Genomic DNA, 14,756 nt, shown 5'->3' on the forward strand with positions numbered 1-14,756 from the left:
TTTGCGTCTGTCCGAATGTTTTCCAATCCACTTTGCCATACTAACCCAAGGATTCTACAAAAAGGCTGCTTGGAGGTAAAACCGTGACTCTATGGCTTGTTATACCCTTAGCCCTGCTGCTGCTTGCAATTGTACTGGTGCTGTCTTCCTCTATTCATTTTCACTTCCGTTTAAACAGAATCGGCAAAGATGACCGTGTAGAATTCGATATCAAAGCGCTGTTCGGACTGGTTAAGTTCCATTTTGAGCTGCCTAAACTGGTCTATGAGGGGATTGCGCGGGGCGTGAAGGTAAAACTTGAGGAGAGCGGAATCAAGCCAGTACGTCAGGAATCGGATTCCGAAGATCAAATTGACAAAGAGAAGCTGCAGGTCTGGAAAGAGGAACTGAAAGAAGCGCTTAAGGCAACCCGGGGGCTTAGAAAATGGATGAAGGCGCTAATGTCCCATGTCCGTATCACCCGGTTCGACTGGTCGACAGATTTCTCACTGGGCGATGCGGCCTCTACTGCCATTGCTACAGGTGTAGTATCCGGCCTGAAATGGGGACTTGTCGGCTGGATGTCGCAGATGGTAAGACTGCAGCGCAGTCCGCGGATGTTCGTTGTCCCGGTGTTTCGCGATGAGCTGTGTTTTTCTACAGAGGCTGTCTGTACCGGAAAATTAAATGTTGCCTACGTCCTCTATTCGGGATTACAGCTGCTGCGGCGTATCGCCAAGGTGGAGGGCGGGCTGGCCCGCTGGAAACGTCTGCTTAAACACGAGGGCTGATTCCGGCAGGAGAAGCTTATTCTAAGAAACATCTTACATACAAATGCTGCGCACGGGGGATGATATCACCTGTGAAAGACTTGAGAAGTCTTTATAAGCCAAAGGAGGATTTCAACATGAGTGACCATCCGATCCAAGGACTAATGCAGACGGCAATGGAAAATATCAAGGGCATGGTGGATGTCAATACGATTGTCGGAGATCCGGTGGAAACCCCTGATGGCAGTGTCATTCTGCCGATCAGTAAAGTGGCCTTCGGGTTTGCCGCAGGGGGCAGCGATTTCCGGGTAGAGGATGACGGTCCTGGGGTCAACGCTAGCGGCAGCAGCGTCAAAATGCTTCCTTTCGGGGGAGGCAGCGGGGGTGGGGTATCGATCCGCCCGATCGCTTTTCTCGTTGTAGGCAGAGAAGGGGTACATATTGTGCCGCTGGATAACCAGACTCACCTGTTCGAGAAGATCATTGACTCCGCCCCCAACCTGATTGACAAAATCCAGAATATGTTCCAGAACAACGGGACGCCGGTCGGGGCAGAAATCGTAGGAACTCCGTCAGTAAAAGCTACACCTCCGAGTTCATCGGCCCATTAGAAGGCCAATAACTGAATGTGCCCGTATGGAATGCGGAGCTGCATATCAGGGACATCGCCTGCTTAAGGCGGTGTCCTTTTTTGGAGTAAGAAAATGGTTGTGTTTCGGAGGCTCTGGTAAGTACCTGAGCCAGCCTGCAGGTTAAGACCCCGCACCCCGCTTGCGGGGTTATTTTGCTTTCCCGGGGAAGGACATACCTGCCCGGCGTTCAGCATACACTTGTACAGGCAGGAGGATAAGGACAGGTGAACTGATCAAAACCGGAGGATGAACATGAAACCATTAACTGTAATTACTGTGAAGCCGTCGTTAATTCTGATAATGTGCCTGCTGCTCGCAGTGCTTGTCCCGGTGAATCCGGTATCTGCGGAGAACGCTTCTGTTTCAACCCATGCCAGGGCGGCGGCACTCATTGATGTGGAATCCGGAAGGCTCCTGTACAGCAGCCGGGGGGATGAGCCGATGCTGATTGCCAGTCTGACCAAAATCATGACGGCGATCGTGGCGATAGAGAACGGAGATCTGGCTTCCAAAGTGAAGGTGGGCAAAAATGCCTTTGCCAAGGAAGGCTCCTCGCTGTATTTGAAGCAGGGCGAAGAGATGCTGCTGGAGGATATGCTATACGGGCTGATGCTGCGCTCGGGAAATGATGCGGCAACGGCGATCGCCGAGCATGTCGGCGGTTCGGAGCAGGGGTTTGTCTATCTGATGAATACCAAGGCCGAGGAGCTGGGACTGAAGAATACCCATTTTGCCAATCCGCACGGACTGGATGCAGAAGGGCATTATTCCAGTGCCAACGATCTGGCTGTGCTGACTGCTTATGCGCTGCATAATCCTGTATTTAAGGAAATTGTGGGGACACAGGAGAAGACAGCTGACAATCCGTATGAGAAATGGGACTACAAATGGGCTAACAAAAATAAAATGCTGCGCCTGTACGAAGGTGCGGACGGGGTTAAGACCGGTTATACCAAAAAAGCGCTGCGCTGCCTGGTCAGCTCCGCTACCCGCGGCGGCCAGCAGCTGGTGGCGGTGACGCTGAATGACGGCAATGACTGGAATGATCATGCCGCACTGCTTAATTTCGGATTCAATCATTATCCGCTCAAAACCTTAATTGAACGCGGGGAGGGCATCAGCGGGTACAGCTTTGTTACGTCCCGCAAATTTGCCTACCCGCTTGGTCAAGGCGAGGAAGCCAGAATAACGACCAGGCTGGTTCTGAATGAGGAGCCGGCCGCCAGGAAGAAGACAGTCCGGGGCAGCAGCTTCGGACTAAAGGGCACTGTGGTGCTGCAGCTCGGAGGCAAGGAGATTGGCCGGGTGCCGGTCTATGAGCCGGACCGGCTCCCGCCCGAGGAATCCATGTACATGAAGCGTTACAGTCCGGCGGGAACGGCCGCATATCCGGCAGATAACTGGCTTCAGGCGCTGGGAAGCGCCCTGCGGGCACTGCTGCAGATGGGAAGATTATAAGAGTACCGGGGAAGAGAGCCGGGTGGAGGAGGGACCGGGATGATTAACGGGATCTGGCTGGGGATGATCGTGATCGGCTTTGTGTTTGCAGCCGTGAACGGCCGGATGGATGCTTTTACTGCCGCCGTCTTTGACGGAGCCAAGAACGGGGTCACTGTAAGCTTTGGCCTGATTAGCGTACTGGTATTCTGGATGGGGATGATGAGGGTGGCCGAGGATGCGGGCCTGCTTCGCAAAATAGCCCGGCTGCTCGGGCCGGTGGTAGGCTTTTTGTTCCCGGATGTGCCCAAGGGCCATCCGGCGATCGGATATATTTTGTCCAATATGAGCGCCAATCTGCTTGGGCTGGGCAATGCGGCAACACCGATGGGCATCAAAGCGATGCAGGAGCTGCAGACGCTGAATCCCGACAAGGAGACAGCGTCTCCGGCCATGTGTACCTTGCTGGCGCTGAATACTGCCAGCATTACACTAATTCCGGCCACGCTGATCGCGATCCGGCTTAACTACGGCTCGGCTGATCCGGCCGGTATTGTCGGCACGACGCTGGCGGCAACCGCCGTAGCGACGCTGGCTGCGATAGGCGCGGATAGAATGTTCCGCCGGCTGTCCCTGCTGCGCAGGCCGCCGAAGCCCCCGGCAGTCAGGCCGGGCGATCACGCCGCCGGAGGTCCCGCTGTCCCGCATACCTCGATGAAAGGGTGAGCCTAGTTTGTTACACCTAATCAGCCTCATCTCGGCCTGGGCGATTCCGGTCATGATCACCTTTATCCCGCTATATGCTTTTACACGCAAGGTTCCGGTGTACGAATCCTTTGTAGAAGGAGCCAAAGACGGATTCAGCACGGCAATCGCCATCATTCCGCATCTGGTCGGCATGCTTGTTGCCATCAGCGTGTTCCGGGCCTCCGGGGCGCTGGATTTCCTGATGGGCTTCATTGCCCCCGCGCTGGAAGGCCTCGGTGTCCCGCCGGAGGTGCTGCCGCTCGGGCTGCTGCGTCCGCTGACCGGTACCGGCTCGCTGGCTTACACAACGGATCTGATCCGTGTCCACGGGCCGGATTCCCTAATTGGCATGATTGCATCGACTATTCAGGGGAGCACAGACACCACATTGTATGTGCTGACAGTCTATTTTGGCGCTGTGGGAATCCGCAACGGGCGATATGCGCTCAAGGTAGGCCTGTTCTCCGATATCGTCGGCTTCATTGCCGCCATTGCTGTATGTTTATTGGTCTTCGGCTAGGCCGGATCTGAGCGGTTGAAAATGAGGATTTGAAATTCCGGAATTGCTGTGTTAGGATTAATGTAATTAAATAATCCTTAAATTCATCGTTTAATGGATTGTTACTGGCCGGGCCAGGCAAAACCTAAACTGATGGTAAAGCATTTGTCTTCTCTTTTTGGAGGTGGCGGATTTCTTTACTAGCGGTTTAGGTTTTTCTTGTTTTCGGGCATCATACCTACAAAATTACAGAAAGAGGTTATGTTCATGGCCACAGTAAACACAGGATTCCCGAACAACTTTCTATGGGGCGGCGCAACGGCAGCCAACCAGCTTGAAGGCGGCTTTGACCAGGGCGGAAAAGGTTTGTCCACCGCCGATATGATCGCTTATGTTCCCAAGGCGCAGCGCAAAGGCGACCATGCGATGGAAATTTCCTCTGAGCGTATTGCCGAGATCCTTGCCGGTGACCACAGTGAGCGTTTCCCGAAGCGTGAAGGTGTAGATTTTTACCACCGTTATAAAGAGGACATCGCGTTGTTCGCCGAAATGGGCTTCAAGGTATTCCGCATGTCGATTAACTGGGCGCGTATTTTCCCGAACGGGGATGACGCCGAGCCGAACGAAGCTGGCTTGCAGTTCTATGACAATGTGTTCGATGAGCTGCTTAAATACGGCATTGAACCGCTGGTAACCCTGTCCCACTATGAGACTCCGCTTGGCTTGACCCTGAAATATAACGGATGGGCCAGCCGTGAGGTGATCGGGCATTACGTGAAGTACGCCGAGACCGTATTTACCCGCTACCGGAATAAGGTAAAATACTGGCTGACCTTTAACGAGATCAACGTAATGGTAATGAGCGCTTATACCGGCGGAGGTATTCTGTCTGATAAGGTTGAGAATAAGCTGCAGACTGTATATCAGGCGCTGCATCATCAATTTGTGGCTAGCGCGCTGGTGACGAAGCTGGGCCACGAGATTATTCCGGGATCGCAGATCGGCTGCATGCTTGCCCGAATTGAGTCCTATGCCCATACTTGTAACCCTGAGGATGTCCGCAAAGCCCAGGTGGAGAACCAGATGAACCTGTTCTTTACCGATGTGCATGCCCGCGGCCAATATCCAAGCTACATGAACCGTTATTTTGCCGAAAATAACATTGTGATCGCACGGGAGCGGGGGGATGACGAGATTCTTGCCGCCAACACTGTCGATTTCATCTCCTTCAGCTATTACATGACACTGACTGTAACAGCCGGACCCGAAGGCGAAGCAACAGCAGGCAACCTGATCGGCGGGGTGAAGAACCCGTATCTGGAAGCATCCGACTGGGGCTGGCAGATCGATCCGGTGGGGCTGCGCGTTACGCTCAACACGCTGTATGACCGTTACCGGAAACCGCTCTTTATCGTTGAGAACGGACTGGGCGCGATCGACCGTGTTGAAGCTGACGGCTCGATCCATGATACCTATCGTATCGACTACCTGAAGCAACACATTATCCAGATGAAAGAAGCAGTCAAGGACGGCGTAGAGCTGATGGGGTATACAGCCTGGGGGCCGATTGAACTGGTGAGCATGTCTACTTCGGAAATGTCCAAGCGGCTTCATTTATGTCGACCTGGATGATGAGGGCAAGGGTACACTCGCGCGCAGCAAAAAGGATTCTTTTAAACTGGATTGTTACTGAACTTTCAGGCAAAACCAGAAGCTGGCATTAAGTATTAAGTGCCTGTTTTGGTTTTGCCTTTTTAGTACTCTGACGGCGTAAGGTGATGGAATGAAAATTGAGAAGGTGCTCAACAATAATGTCGTGACCGTACTCGATGCCAGCCAGAATGAGCTGGTCATCATGGGCCGGGGAATTGCCTTCAAGAAGCATACCGGCGATATTATTGATGAGGACAAGATTGAGAAGGTATTCTCACTGGATAACAAAGAAGTCTCACAAAAGCTTATGACGCTGCTGTCGGACATTCCAATTGAATATGTTGAATGCTCTGATGAAGTGATCCGCTATGCGGAGACGGTGCTGGGCGAGAAGCTCCACGACAGTGTATACATCTCGCTTACGGACCATATCCATTTCGCCATCGACCGGCACCGTCAGGGGCTTCAGCTTAAGAATGCGCTGCTGTGGGAGATCAAGAGAATGTACCGCAAAGAGTTCTCGATCGGTCTCAAAGCGCTGCAAATCATCGAAGACCGGCTGGGTGTATTGCTGCCGGAAGACGAGTGCGCTTTCATTGCAATGCATCTGGTTAACGCCCAGCTGAACGGGGAAATGCGTGAAACTGTCAGCATCACGAATATTGTGAAGGATATTTCCAATATCGTGAGGCGCAGCTTTTTGATCGAGCTGAATGAAGAGTCGCTGAGTTATTACCGCTTTCTGACTCATCTGAAGTTTTTTGCCCAGCGGGTGGTTCAGGGCTCGCCGGTTGACGAACGGGACAGGGATCATACCCTGCACGATCTTGTCCGCGTCCAATACCCGGAAGCTTATGCCTGCGCGGCGAAGATTGCGGATTACACCCGCAAAATTTACAAGCGGAACCTGTCCAAGGAAGAAATTTTGTACATGACGATTCACATTGAACGGATTGTCCGGAATGAAGAATCAACAGAATAAGAGCAAAACGGGATTGTTACTCTAAGCAGGCAAAACCTAAACGCTGAATAGTATGTGCGGCCTTATCGCGATACTGTGTGGTGTTTAGGTTTTTTTTGTTCCAAATAACTCGGAATTTGAAGGAGCATAAGGATATGGATAAAACAGCATTGTCCAAGGAAATATTGACGCTGGTGGGCGGAGAAGAGAATATTGAGCAGGTTACCCACTGCATGACCCGCCTGCGCTTCAACCTGAATGACAACAATAAAGCGGATAAAGCTGCCCTGCAGAAAACGCCTGGCGTTATGGGTGTAATGATTAACGGCGGACAGTTCCAGGTTATCATCGGTAACGATGTGCCGGTCGTATATAACGAGCTTGTCAAGAATATGTCGGGAGCTCCTGACGGGAAAGTAAGTTCCGCTTCTGCTGATGCCGGGTCCAAGAAGAAAAAGGGTGTCCTGAGCAGCATCCTTGATTTCATCTCCGGAAGCTTCACTCCGATTCTGCCGGCCATTACCGGTGCGGGTATGATCAAAGGGATCATCGCCCTGCTGGTAGCTGTAGGATGGATGGGCACCACCAGTTCAACCTATGTCATTCTTTCCGCGATCGGTGACGGCGCCTTCTACTTCCTGCCGATTATTCTGGCGGTCAGTGCCGCCCGCAAGCTGGGAAGCAACATGTACATTGGCGCAGCAATCGGTGCTGCCATTCTGCATCCGACGATAACAACACTGCTCGGCTCGGGTGAGCCGGTTACTTTTGCCAGCCTGCCGGTTGTTGCAGCCACTTATTCCTCGTCGGTTATTCCGATCATTATTGCGGTGTGGCTGGCTTCCTATGTGGAAAAAGCAGTCGATAAAGTTACACATGCCTCACTTAAGCTGATTATTGTTCCAACCGTCACTCTGCTCGTAATTGTGCCTCTGACCCTGATTGCTGTTGGACCGATTGGTGTTATTATCGGTAACGGCCTGACCGACGGCATTTCCTGGCTGTTTGATAATACAGGCTTGTTTGCGGGCCTCCTGCTGGGCGGTACGATGTCCCTGCTGATCATTACAGGTATGCACTATGCGCTGATTCCAATCATGATCGCCTCCATTGCCAGCCTTGGATATGATTACATGATTCCGATTATGATGGTAGCCAACTTTGCCCAGGCCGGTGCAACATTCGGTGTCTTCATGAAGACGAAAAACAGCAAGCTGAAGCCGCTGGCGCTCTCAACAAGTGTTACTGCGCTGATGGGGATTACCGAGCCGGCAATGTATGGTGTGAATATGCGTTTCAAAAAGCCTTTTATCGCCGCGTTGATCGGCGGAGCTGCCGGTGGAGCATTCCTGAGCCTGTTTAAAGTAAAAGCTTATGTAATTGGCGGTCTGGCCGGGTTGTCCGGGATTCCGATGGTACTTGGAGCAACCTTTATTTACTCGCTGATCGGATTTGCCATTGGTATTGCTGTAGCTGCAATCGTAACGTACATCCTTGGTTTTGAAGACGAGCCAGAAGCTGCTGTGGAAGCGGCTCCGGCTGCACCAGCTGCTGCAAATGCTTCGGCAAACTCTGCTGTTATTGCTGATGCGCTGGAAGCTGAAGCTGCTCCAAAGGTTACCGAAGACATCTACAGCCCGATTGCCGGTGAAGTTAAACCGCTCAGCGAAGTGAATGATCCGGCCTTCTCCGAAGAAATCATGGGTAAGGGGTTTGCGATTCAGCCATCTGAAGGACGGGTAGTATCTCCTGTAAACGGTACCGTGTTCTCCCTGTCGAAGAGCGGACATGCCATTGGTCTGATCAGCGACAACGGCGCTGAAATGCTGATTCACATCGGTATAGATACCGTGAAGCTGAAGGGACTGCATTTCTCGCCAAAAGTGACAGCCGGCACCAAAGTATCCGTTGGCGACCTGCTGATGGAGTTCGACCGTGCCGAAATTGAAAAAGCAGGCTACAGCACCATTACACCGGTGATTATTACCAATATCGCCGAGTACAGCTCCATTAAGCCTGCAGGCCGTTCCACAGTGAAGGAGCAGGAGCTGCTCTACACCGTGCAGGCCTAAACTATTCCAATAGAAGAAAGTGAGTGAAGCTGTTATGCAAAAAACATTCAAAATCGTTGATGAAGACGGTATCCACGCCCGCCCGGCCACAGCGCTGGTCAACACAGCTACCAAGTTTAAAGATACCGAGGTGTTCGCCGAAAGCGGCGGCAAGAAGGTTACCCTCAAATCCATTCTCGGCGTGTTGTCGCTCGGCCTGGAGCCCGGCGATACGCTGAGCTTGATTGCCGAAGGCGGCCAGGCTGCAGAAGCGCTGAGTGCGCTGCAGGAGGTTATGGTTAAGGAAGGGCTGGGCGAGGTTCAGGAGTAAGGCTGGCTGAATGCCGCCTTCGCATCAAGCTGACTATGTCACAGACGAATGAACTCCTGGTGTTCCGGTACCTGCATTTGCGGGTATTCGGGCACCAGTTTTTGGTATGAACTGTTTTTCACCGGGTATCACGGGAATATAGAAGCTGGAGGAGCCGGAGAATGAGTTCTTGTAACTAGTGAGTGCTTACATAGAGTGCGGCACCGCCAGTCCACAGCAATTAGTTGGAATTAAATCGCTTACATCCCGTGTTTTCGCCTAGTTGCCAGATCTAGTTGGAAAAAGGACATCTATTCACTCCTGTTGTGGCTAAAATGCTGCTTTTTCGATGATCTAAGTGTGCTTTTTCCACCTAAATGCCGGATTTGTCTGAAGAAGAGTAAATTAGTTGGCGTTTTTTCACTTAGGTTTTGGAGATGCCTCTTCTGGCAGTAAGTACAAGCTAGGTAGTGAGTGCCAATGGACTTGCAGGCCACTCTGACGAAACCTTGGGAATTTGGTGTTGTAACATTTTATGTTATTTAAAGGCAGAGGGAATTTCCCTCTGTCCATTCAGGCTGGCAAGCGCTGCCAAGCCGCTTGCCCTCATCCTACCCTCACCCTCGGCGGGGTGAGGGTTTGTTTTTGCCTTCAAGCGCAGCGGATGGGCGGGAGTAACGGAGGGAATTTTGGAACTGTAGGAGCGTAGCGTCCGCCTCTTAGGTTTGGATTTCTACCGAAACTGCGGTACAAAATCAGGAAATCCAAACCTAACAGCGGCCGGAAGTCCAAAATTTCCCGCAGTTACGGCTGCAGCCCATCCGCCCCATCCGCATGATTTAAAAAACACCCCGTCACGCCGCCCTCCCCCCAATCATATGCTATTTCAGCAATACGGAAGGAGGCCGGCATGCGTTGGAATATAAAGGATTTATTCTGCATCATTCCCGCTGTCCGTCGATAAACGGCAAGGGGTTTGATTTTTGGGTAGGGACGGACGGCGGAATTTACGCTGCTCCGCTGTTGACGGACCCGGATTATATCCACATTTGTCTGGAAGGGGATTACGGCGAGGAAAAGGGATTTCCGCGGCTTCCGGGCCGCCGGGAGCAGCTCTTTGCCACAGGCAGGCTCCTTCTGGAGCTGGCTGCGCGCTATCATATTTCGCCGCTGGTGATCGAGCCGCATAATAATTCATGTCCTGGAGCATTTTTTCCATGGAATGAACTTGTGATTTATCCCGCTGATGGTTATCATTAACCTGAGGTGAGTAGTCGAAAATGGAAAGATTACAGAAAATTTTGGCGCAAGCAGGTGTTGCGTCCAGACGCAAGTGTGAAGAATTGATTTTGGCCGGTAAAGTGGAGGTCAACGGGGAGCTCGTAACTACGCTTGGTACGAAAGTGGACCCCGAACAGGATATTATTAAGGTGGCCGGAAAACTGATCCGGGGCGAAAATAAAATCTACATTATGTTCAACAAGCCTAAGGGTGTCATTACAAGCGCATCCGATGATAAGGGCCGCAAGGTAGTAACGGATTATTTGAAGGGGATCAAGGAGCGGGTATACCCGGTGGGCCGCTTGGACTATGACACAGAAGGGCTTCTGCTGCTGACGAATGATGGGGAGTTTGCGAATCTGCTAACCCATCCGAAGCACCATGTCCCTAAGACGTATCTGGCCACGGTCAAGGGTGTACCGCACGGCACGGCGCTGGACAAGCTGAAGGCCGGCATCAAGCTGGAGGACGGCATGACTGCACCGGCTGAAGTGGAATATAAGGATGTCGATGAGGAAAACAAGGAATCGGTGATCAGCATTACCATCCATGAAGGCCGTAACCGTCAGGTCCGCCGGATGTTTGAAGCGATCTCGCATCCGGTTATCCGGCTCAAGCGGATTTCCTTCGGGGACATTCTGCTGCAGAATCTCAAGCGCGGCTCCTATCGCCATCTAACCAAGGATGAAATTAACCATCTGCAGCAGATTGCCAAGGCGGGAGCGCTCAAAGCAAACCAGACCCGCAAAGACACATAACGTTCACAATTTCCTCTCCTAAAACTGTGACAATATTCGGTATAATGTTCATAGGATGTTCACACCTGACAACTAAATTATGAATTGCGTCACAGAAGGGGGCTTCGCGTGTGGGCAAAGCGAGAAAGCCGATTCAAATCGTAATTCTGTTTCTGATACTTTTGCTTGGAGGGTATGCAATCGGCACTTCGGTGTTCGGCGGAGACGGAAAACCGCATGAAGGCAGTAAAGCGCCCTCCTTTGAGCTGCTGGGGCTAGACGGCCTGACCCATACGCTGGACGAGTACAAGGGGCAGCCGGTCGTGCTGAATTTCTGGGGCTCCTGGTGCGGTCCCTGCGTAAAGGAAATGCCCGCTCTTCAGGCCCAGTATGAGAAGTGGAAGGATGAGGGGGTAGTTGTTGTCGGCGTCAATGTCGGGGAAGATCAAATGACTGTGGAGAATTTCGTTAAGCTGGTTGACATCAATTTCCCTGTTATTATGGATACCGGACGTGATGCGGTACGCAGCTATGGCGTTTCCCCTCTCCCGACCACCTTTTTCATTGACGGAAAAGGAAAAGTAGACAGCATTCACATCGGGCAGCTGGATCTGGACTCGCTTGAGGCGCAAATCGGGAAGCTGGTGGACCCATGACCTCAAAGGAACCTCTGGTCAGCAATACCAAATGTGAATGCGGCCATCAGAACCCGGTTGGAACTGTGCTGTGCGAGGCCTGCGGCAAGCCTTTGGATGAGAAGGAGCTGGGAGCTGAGCATAATCTGGAGATGCGCTACGACGGTGTTGCCCGCCGCTCGCAGCGCGTCAATCCGGGGCTGATTGACCGGGTGTGGAACTTTTTTTCATCTGTCAAAATAGCAATCTATCTGATTGTACTGACACTGCTAGGCTCCACGCTGGGGACCATTTTCCCGCAGGAAAGCACTTTTCTTAACATTGATGCTTCTACCTACTACAAAGAAACGTACGGAAGAGCCGGTAATATATATTATAGACTCGGCCTTTCGCACACCTATGAATCCTGGTGGTTTGTGACTCTGCTTGTGATGATCGGCGCCTCGCTCGTGATTTGCAGCCTGGACCGTGTGCTTCCGCTGTATAAGGCGCTTACCCGACAGAAGGTGCGCAAGCACCGTCAGTTTCTGACCCGCCAGAAAGCGGTTCTGGTGACACCGCTGACGGCTGAACCCGAAGCCTGGGTAGCTGAACTGATAGAGCCGCTGAAGAAGAAAGGCTACCATGTCAAGACGGACGGGTCGGCTTTGCTGGCCGAGAAGCATCGTTTCAGCCGCTGGGGACCTTATGTAATACATATCGGCCTGATTATATTTTTGCTTGCCGTACTGGCGCGTGGATTGCCGGGACTTAATATGGATCAGCATCTTGCTTTTCAGCAGGGTGAGGCCACGCGGATTCCGGATACAACGTATTATCTGAAGAATGAGCAGTTTACAGTCGAGTTTTACAGTGATGAGGAAATGCCCGAGGAGTTCCGCGGCAAAAAGGTGCTGCCCAAGCTTTATGAGACCAGGGCGGTGCTCTATGAGTGTACAGCTGACTGCACGGACCCGTCAAAGGAACCGCAGCTTTCAGAGGTCGCCAGACATGATATCAGAGTGAATTCACCATTAAGCTACAAAGGATTGAAAGCGTATCAGTTTGATTATGACCTGACTCCCGTGCTGCGCTCGGTACAGCCGGTGCTGGTAAATACGGCCACCGGAGAAGGCTACGGCAAATTCAAGCTTGATATGAAGAATCCGGAGCGTACGTTCCAGTCAGGGCCGTACACCCTCTCCCTGAAAGAGAAATATATGGATTTCGGCCTTAATGATGAGGGCCGGCCGGTATCCAAATCGCCTTATCCGAACGCGCCGGCCTTCCTGTTTCTCATTACGGGTCCGGGGCTGCCGGAAGAAGGCCAGCAGTATTTTTATTTTCCCAAACAGGTAGATAAGGAGCAGTTCCAGCAGGTGGCGATCAATGACCGGCTGGGCGGCAGCGGACGTTTTCTGGAGCTTGAAGTGCAGGATATGAGCGATGTTGACTTTGCGGCATCGACCTCTTATCTCAATATCCGGATAGACCGGGCAATGCCGTTTGTATGGGTCGGGGCAGGGATTGTTATGCTGGGGCTTATACTCGGCTTTTACTGGCAGCACAGACGCATCTGGCTCTGTGTAGAGGACGGGGAACTAGTGCTTGGCGGGCACACCAACAAGAACTGGTTCGGCTTCCGCCGTGAGATCGTTGCCATTCTGCATAAGGTAGACCTGATAGTCGATGAAAAATCATTGGACAACGGGGGAGGTCTGGCATGAGCCTGCTCGATTTCAGCAGTGATGTGTTTATTGTTGCCTTCTTTTTGTACAGCGGTGCGTTTATGCTGTATACGATCGCCATTATGGGCCGCCGCTGGTCGGGCCGCAAGCCTGAGGAGCATACCGCCCGCTTTGGCAAAATCGCTTTTATCGCCTCATCACTCGGACTTATTTGCCATCTCGCTTATTTCATTACCCGCTGGATGGGGGCAGGCCACATTCCTGTCAGCAATATGTATGAATTCATGACTTTTTTATCGATGATGATTATGGTAGCGTTCACTGTCATTTTTGCCATCTACCGCAAAATCATCCTCGGGGTGTTTGCGGTTCCGGTCTCTATAATAGTGATGGCTTATGCAGCGGTATTTCCGCAGGAAGTGCAGCCGCTGATTCCTTCATTGAAATCGATATACCTGAATATCCATGTTACACTTGCCGCGTTGGGGGAATCCTTCTTCGCCGTCGGCTTTGCGGCAGGTCTGATGTATTTGCTGCGCACCGTGAATTTTGACAGTACTGCACGCAGTGACCGCAAGCAGCAGCGGCTGGTTGAATTTACTCTCTTCTCAATCATTGTTATAATTGGATTTCTCGGGAGTGTGTTCGCCTTCCGCGGAGGCGGGTACGAATCTGTTTTCGTCCGCAGCGATGTAACGATTGACAGCGCCGGGCAGGGAGATAGTACAATAGAGAAAGTGAGCTATAAAATGCCGCCGATTGTGGCACCATACCAGAGCGAAACAGAGCATTTCCAGCCTTTTCTCGGCATAAAGGAGCCGTTGTTTGAAGCTCCTTCCTGGATGAATGGTGTAAACGCCGGGCGCAAATTCAATACCGTAATCTGGTCGCTTTTATCCGGTCTGATTCTTTATGGCATTCTCCGGCTGATTATCCGCAAGCCGCTGGGCAAGGCCATTCATCCGGTGCTGGACGGGATTGACGAGAATGACCTCGATGAGATTACGTACAGGGCCATTGCCATCGGCTTTCCGATTTTTACGCTGGGGGCGTTGATCTTTGCCATGATCTGGGCACAGGTTGCCTGGGGCCGGTTCTGGGGCTGGGACCCCAAGGAGGTCTGGGCGCTGGTAACCTGGCTGTTCTACAGTGCTTATCTGCATTTGCGGCTGGCCCGCGGCTGGCAGGGACGCAGATCTGCCTGGCTGGCCGTGCTCGGGTTTCTGGTTGTCATGTTCACCCTGGTAGGTGTGAATCTGGTCATTGCCGGACTTCATTCCTACGCGGGAACGGACTAAGACGGGGTAAGGAGCAGGACAGCTGCAGCCTCGTCACAGGAATCTGAGACATGTGCAAGTTTTGAATCATTCGTTTATCCGGTGTTATTTTGCGTTATA

Annotated in this window: 13 protein-coding genes and 1 pseudogene; all 14 read left to right on the top strand. The window is 52.1% G+C overall.

Going from position 1 to position 14,756, the window contains the following annotated elements; translation table 11 throughout:
* Positions 1–83: 83 nt before the first annotated feature.
* Positions 84–770, top strand: a complete 687-nt coding sequence (locus tag M2108_RS08180) for a DUF2953 domain-containing protein (protein WP_277468447.1) — start codon at positions 84–86, stop codon at positions 768–770.
* A gap of 116 nt (positions 771–886) precedes the next feature.
* Positions 887–1,360: a GerW family sporulation protein gene (ytfJ, locus tag M2108_RS08185; protein ID WP_277468446.1), complete on the top strand. Its 474-nt coding sequence runs from the start codon at positions 887–889 to the stop codon at positions 1,358–1,360.
* A gap of 273 nt (positions 1,361–1,633) precedes the next feature.
* Complete coding sequence (locus M2108_RS08190; RefSeq protein WP_277468445.1) at positions 1,634–2,839, top strand: D-alanyl-D-alanine carboxypeptidase family protein; 1,206 nt, start codon at positions 1,634–1,636, stop codon at positions 2,837–2,839.
* A gap of 39 nt (positions 2,840–2,878) precedes the next feature.
* Positions 2,879–3,544 carry a nucleoside recognition domain-containing protein gene (locus M2108_RS08195; RefSeq protein ID WP_277468444.1) on the top strand — a complete coding sequence of 222 codons (666 nt, stop codon included), beginning with the start codon at positions 2,879–2,881 and terminating at the stop codon, positions 3,542–3,544.
* 7 nt (positions 3,545–3,551) lie between these two features.
* On the top strand, positions 3,552–4,085 hold the full coding sequence (locus M2108_RS08200; RefSeq protein WP_042178321.1) for a spore maturation protein: 534 nt from the start codon (positions 3,552–3,554) through the stop codon (positions 4,083–4,085).
* Between the two features lie 246 nt (positions 4,086–4,331).
* A pseudogene (locus M2108_RS08205) lies at positions 4,332–5,757 on the top strand (glycoside hydrolase family 1 protein).
* Positions 5,758–5,847: 90 nt separating this feature from the next.
* On the top strand, positions 5,848–6,699 hold the full coding sequence (gene licT, locus M2108_RS08210) for a BglG family transcription antiterminator LicT (protein WP_277468443.1): 852 nt from the start codon (positions 5,848–5,850) through the stop codon (positions 6,697–6,699).
* A 134-nt stretch (positions 6,700–6,833) separates the two neighbouring features.
* Positions 6,834–8,750, top strand: a complete 1,917-nt coding sequence (locus tag M2108_RS08215) for a beta-glucoside-specific PTS transporter subunit IIABC (RefSeq protein WP_277468442.1) — start codon at positions 6,834–6,836, stop codon at positions 8,748–8,750.
* Between the two features lie 34 nt (positions 8,751–8,784).
* A complete protein-coding gene (locus M2108_RS08220) occupies positions 8,785–9,060 on the top strand; it encodes an HPr family phosphocarrier protein (RefSeq protein ID WP_042197015.1) in 276 nt (91 codons plus the stop codon).
* 894 nt (positions 9,061–9,954) lie between these two features.
* Positions 9,955–10,299 (top strand): peptidoglycan recognition protein family protein, encoded by a 345-nt coding sequence (locus tag M2108_RS08225; protein ID WP_277468441.1) that lies wholly within the window; start codon positions 9,955–9,957, stop codon positions 10,297–10,299.
* A gap of 20 nt (positions 10,300–10,319) precedes the next feature.
* A complete protein-coding gene (locus M2108_RS08230) occupies positions 10,320–11,078 on the top strand; it encodes a pseudouridine synthase (protein WP_090718397.1) in 759 nt (252 codons plus the stop codon).
* Between the two features lie 110 nt (positions 11,079–11,188).
* The gene (locus M2108_RS08235; RefSeq protein WP_221798098.1) at positions 11,189–11,713 is read left to right on the top strand and encodes a redoxin domain-containing protein; all 525 of its coding nucleotides are present in this window, start codon (positions 11,189–11,191) and stop codon (positions 11,711–11,713) included.
* Complete coding sequence (resB, locus tag M2108_RS08240; RefSeq protein ID WP_277468440.1) at positions 11,710–13,398, top strand: cytochrome c biogenesis protein ResB; 1,689 nt, start codon at positions 11,710–11,712, stop codon at positions 13,396–13,398. Before M2108_RS08235 ends, resB begins: the two co-directional genes overlap by 4 nt.
* Positions 13,395–14,657 carry a cytochrome c biogenesis protein CcsA gene (gene ccsA / locus M2108_RS08245; RefSeq protein WP_277468439.1) on the top strand — a complete coding sequence of 421 codons (1,263 nt, stop codon included), beginning with the start codon at positions 13,395–13,397 and terminating at the stop codon, positions 14,655–14,657. The genes resB and ccsA overlap by 4 nt, the downstream gene beginning before the upstream one ends.
* Positions 14,658–14,756 lie beyond the last annotated feature (99 nt).

The organism is Paenibacillus sp. PastM-3 (assembly GCF_029893965.1).
In the GTDB taxonomy this organism is placed as follows: domain Bacteria; phylum Bacillota; class Bacilli; order Paenibacillales; family Paenibacillaceae; genus Paenibacillus_AQ.

What these genes read in the sequence shown, in the direction of transcription:
- ytfJ (WP_277468446.1), top strand. Translation starts at nt 887, where the DNA reads ATGAGTGACCATCCGATCCAAGGACTAATGCAGACGGCAATGGAAAAT.
- M2108_RS08190 (WP_277468445.1), top strand. Translation starts at nt 1,634, where the DNA reads ATGAAACCATTAACTGTAATTACTGTGAAGCCGTCGTTAATTCTGATA.
- M2108_RS08195 (WP_277468444.1), top strand. Translation starts at nt 2,879, where the DNA reads ATGATTAACGGGATCTGGCTGGGGATGATCGTGATCGGCTTTGTGTTT.
- licT (WP_277468443.1), top strand. Translation starts at nt 5,848, where the DNA reads ATGAAAATTGAGAAGGTGCTCAACAATAATGTCGTGACCGTACTCGAT.
- M2108_RS08215 (WP_277468442.1), top strand. Translation starts at nt 6,834, where the DNA reads ATGGATAAAACAGCATTGTCCAAGGAAATATTGACGCTGGTGGGCGGA.
- M2108_RS08220 (WP_042197015.1), top strand. Translation starts at nt 8,785, where the DNA reads ATGCAAAAAACATTCAAAATCGTTGATGAAGACGGTATCCACGCCCGC.
- M2108_RS08230 (WP_090718397.1), top strand. Translation starts at nt 10,320, where the DNA reads ATGGAAAGATTACAGAAAATTTTGGCGCAAGCAGGTGTTGCGTCCAGA.
- resB (WP_277468440.1), top strand. Translation starts at nt 11,710, where the DNA reads ATGACCTCAAAGGAACCTCTGGTCAGCAATACCAAATGTGAATGCGGC.
- ccsA (WP_277468439.1), top strand. Translation starts at nt 13,395, where the DNA reads ATGAGCCTGCTCGATTTCAGCAGTGATGTGTTTATTGTTGCCTTCTTT.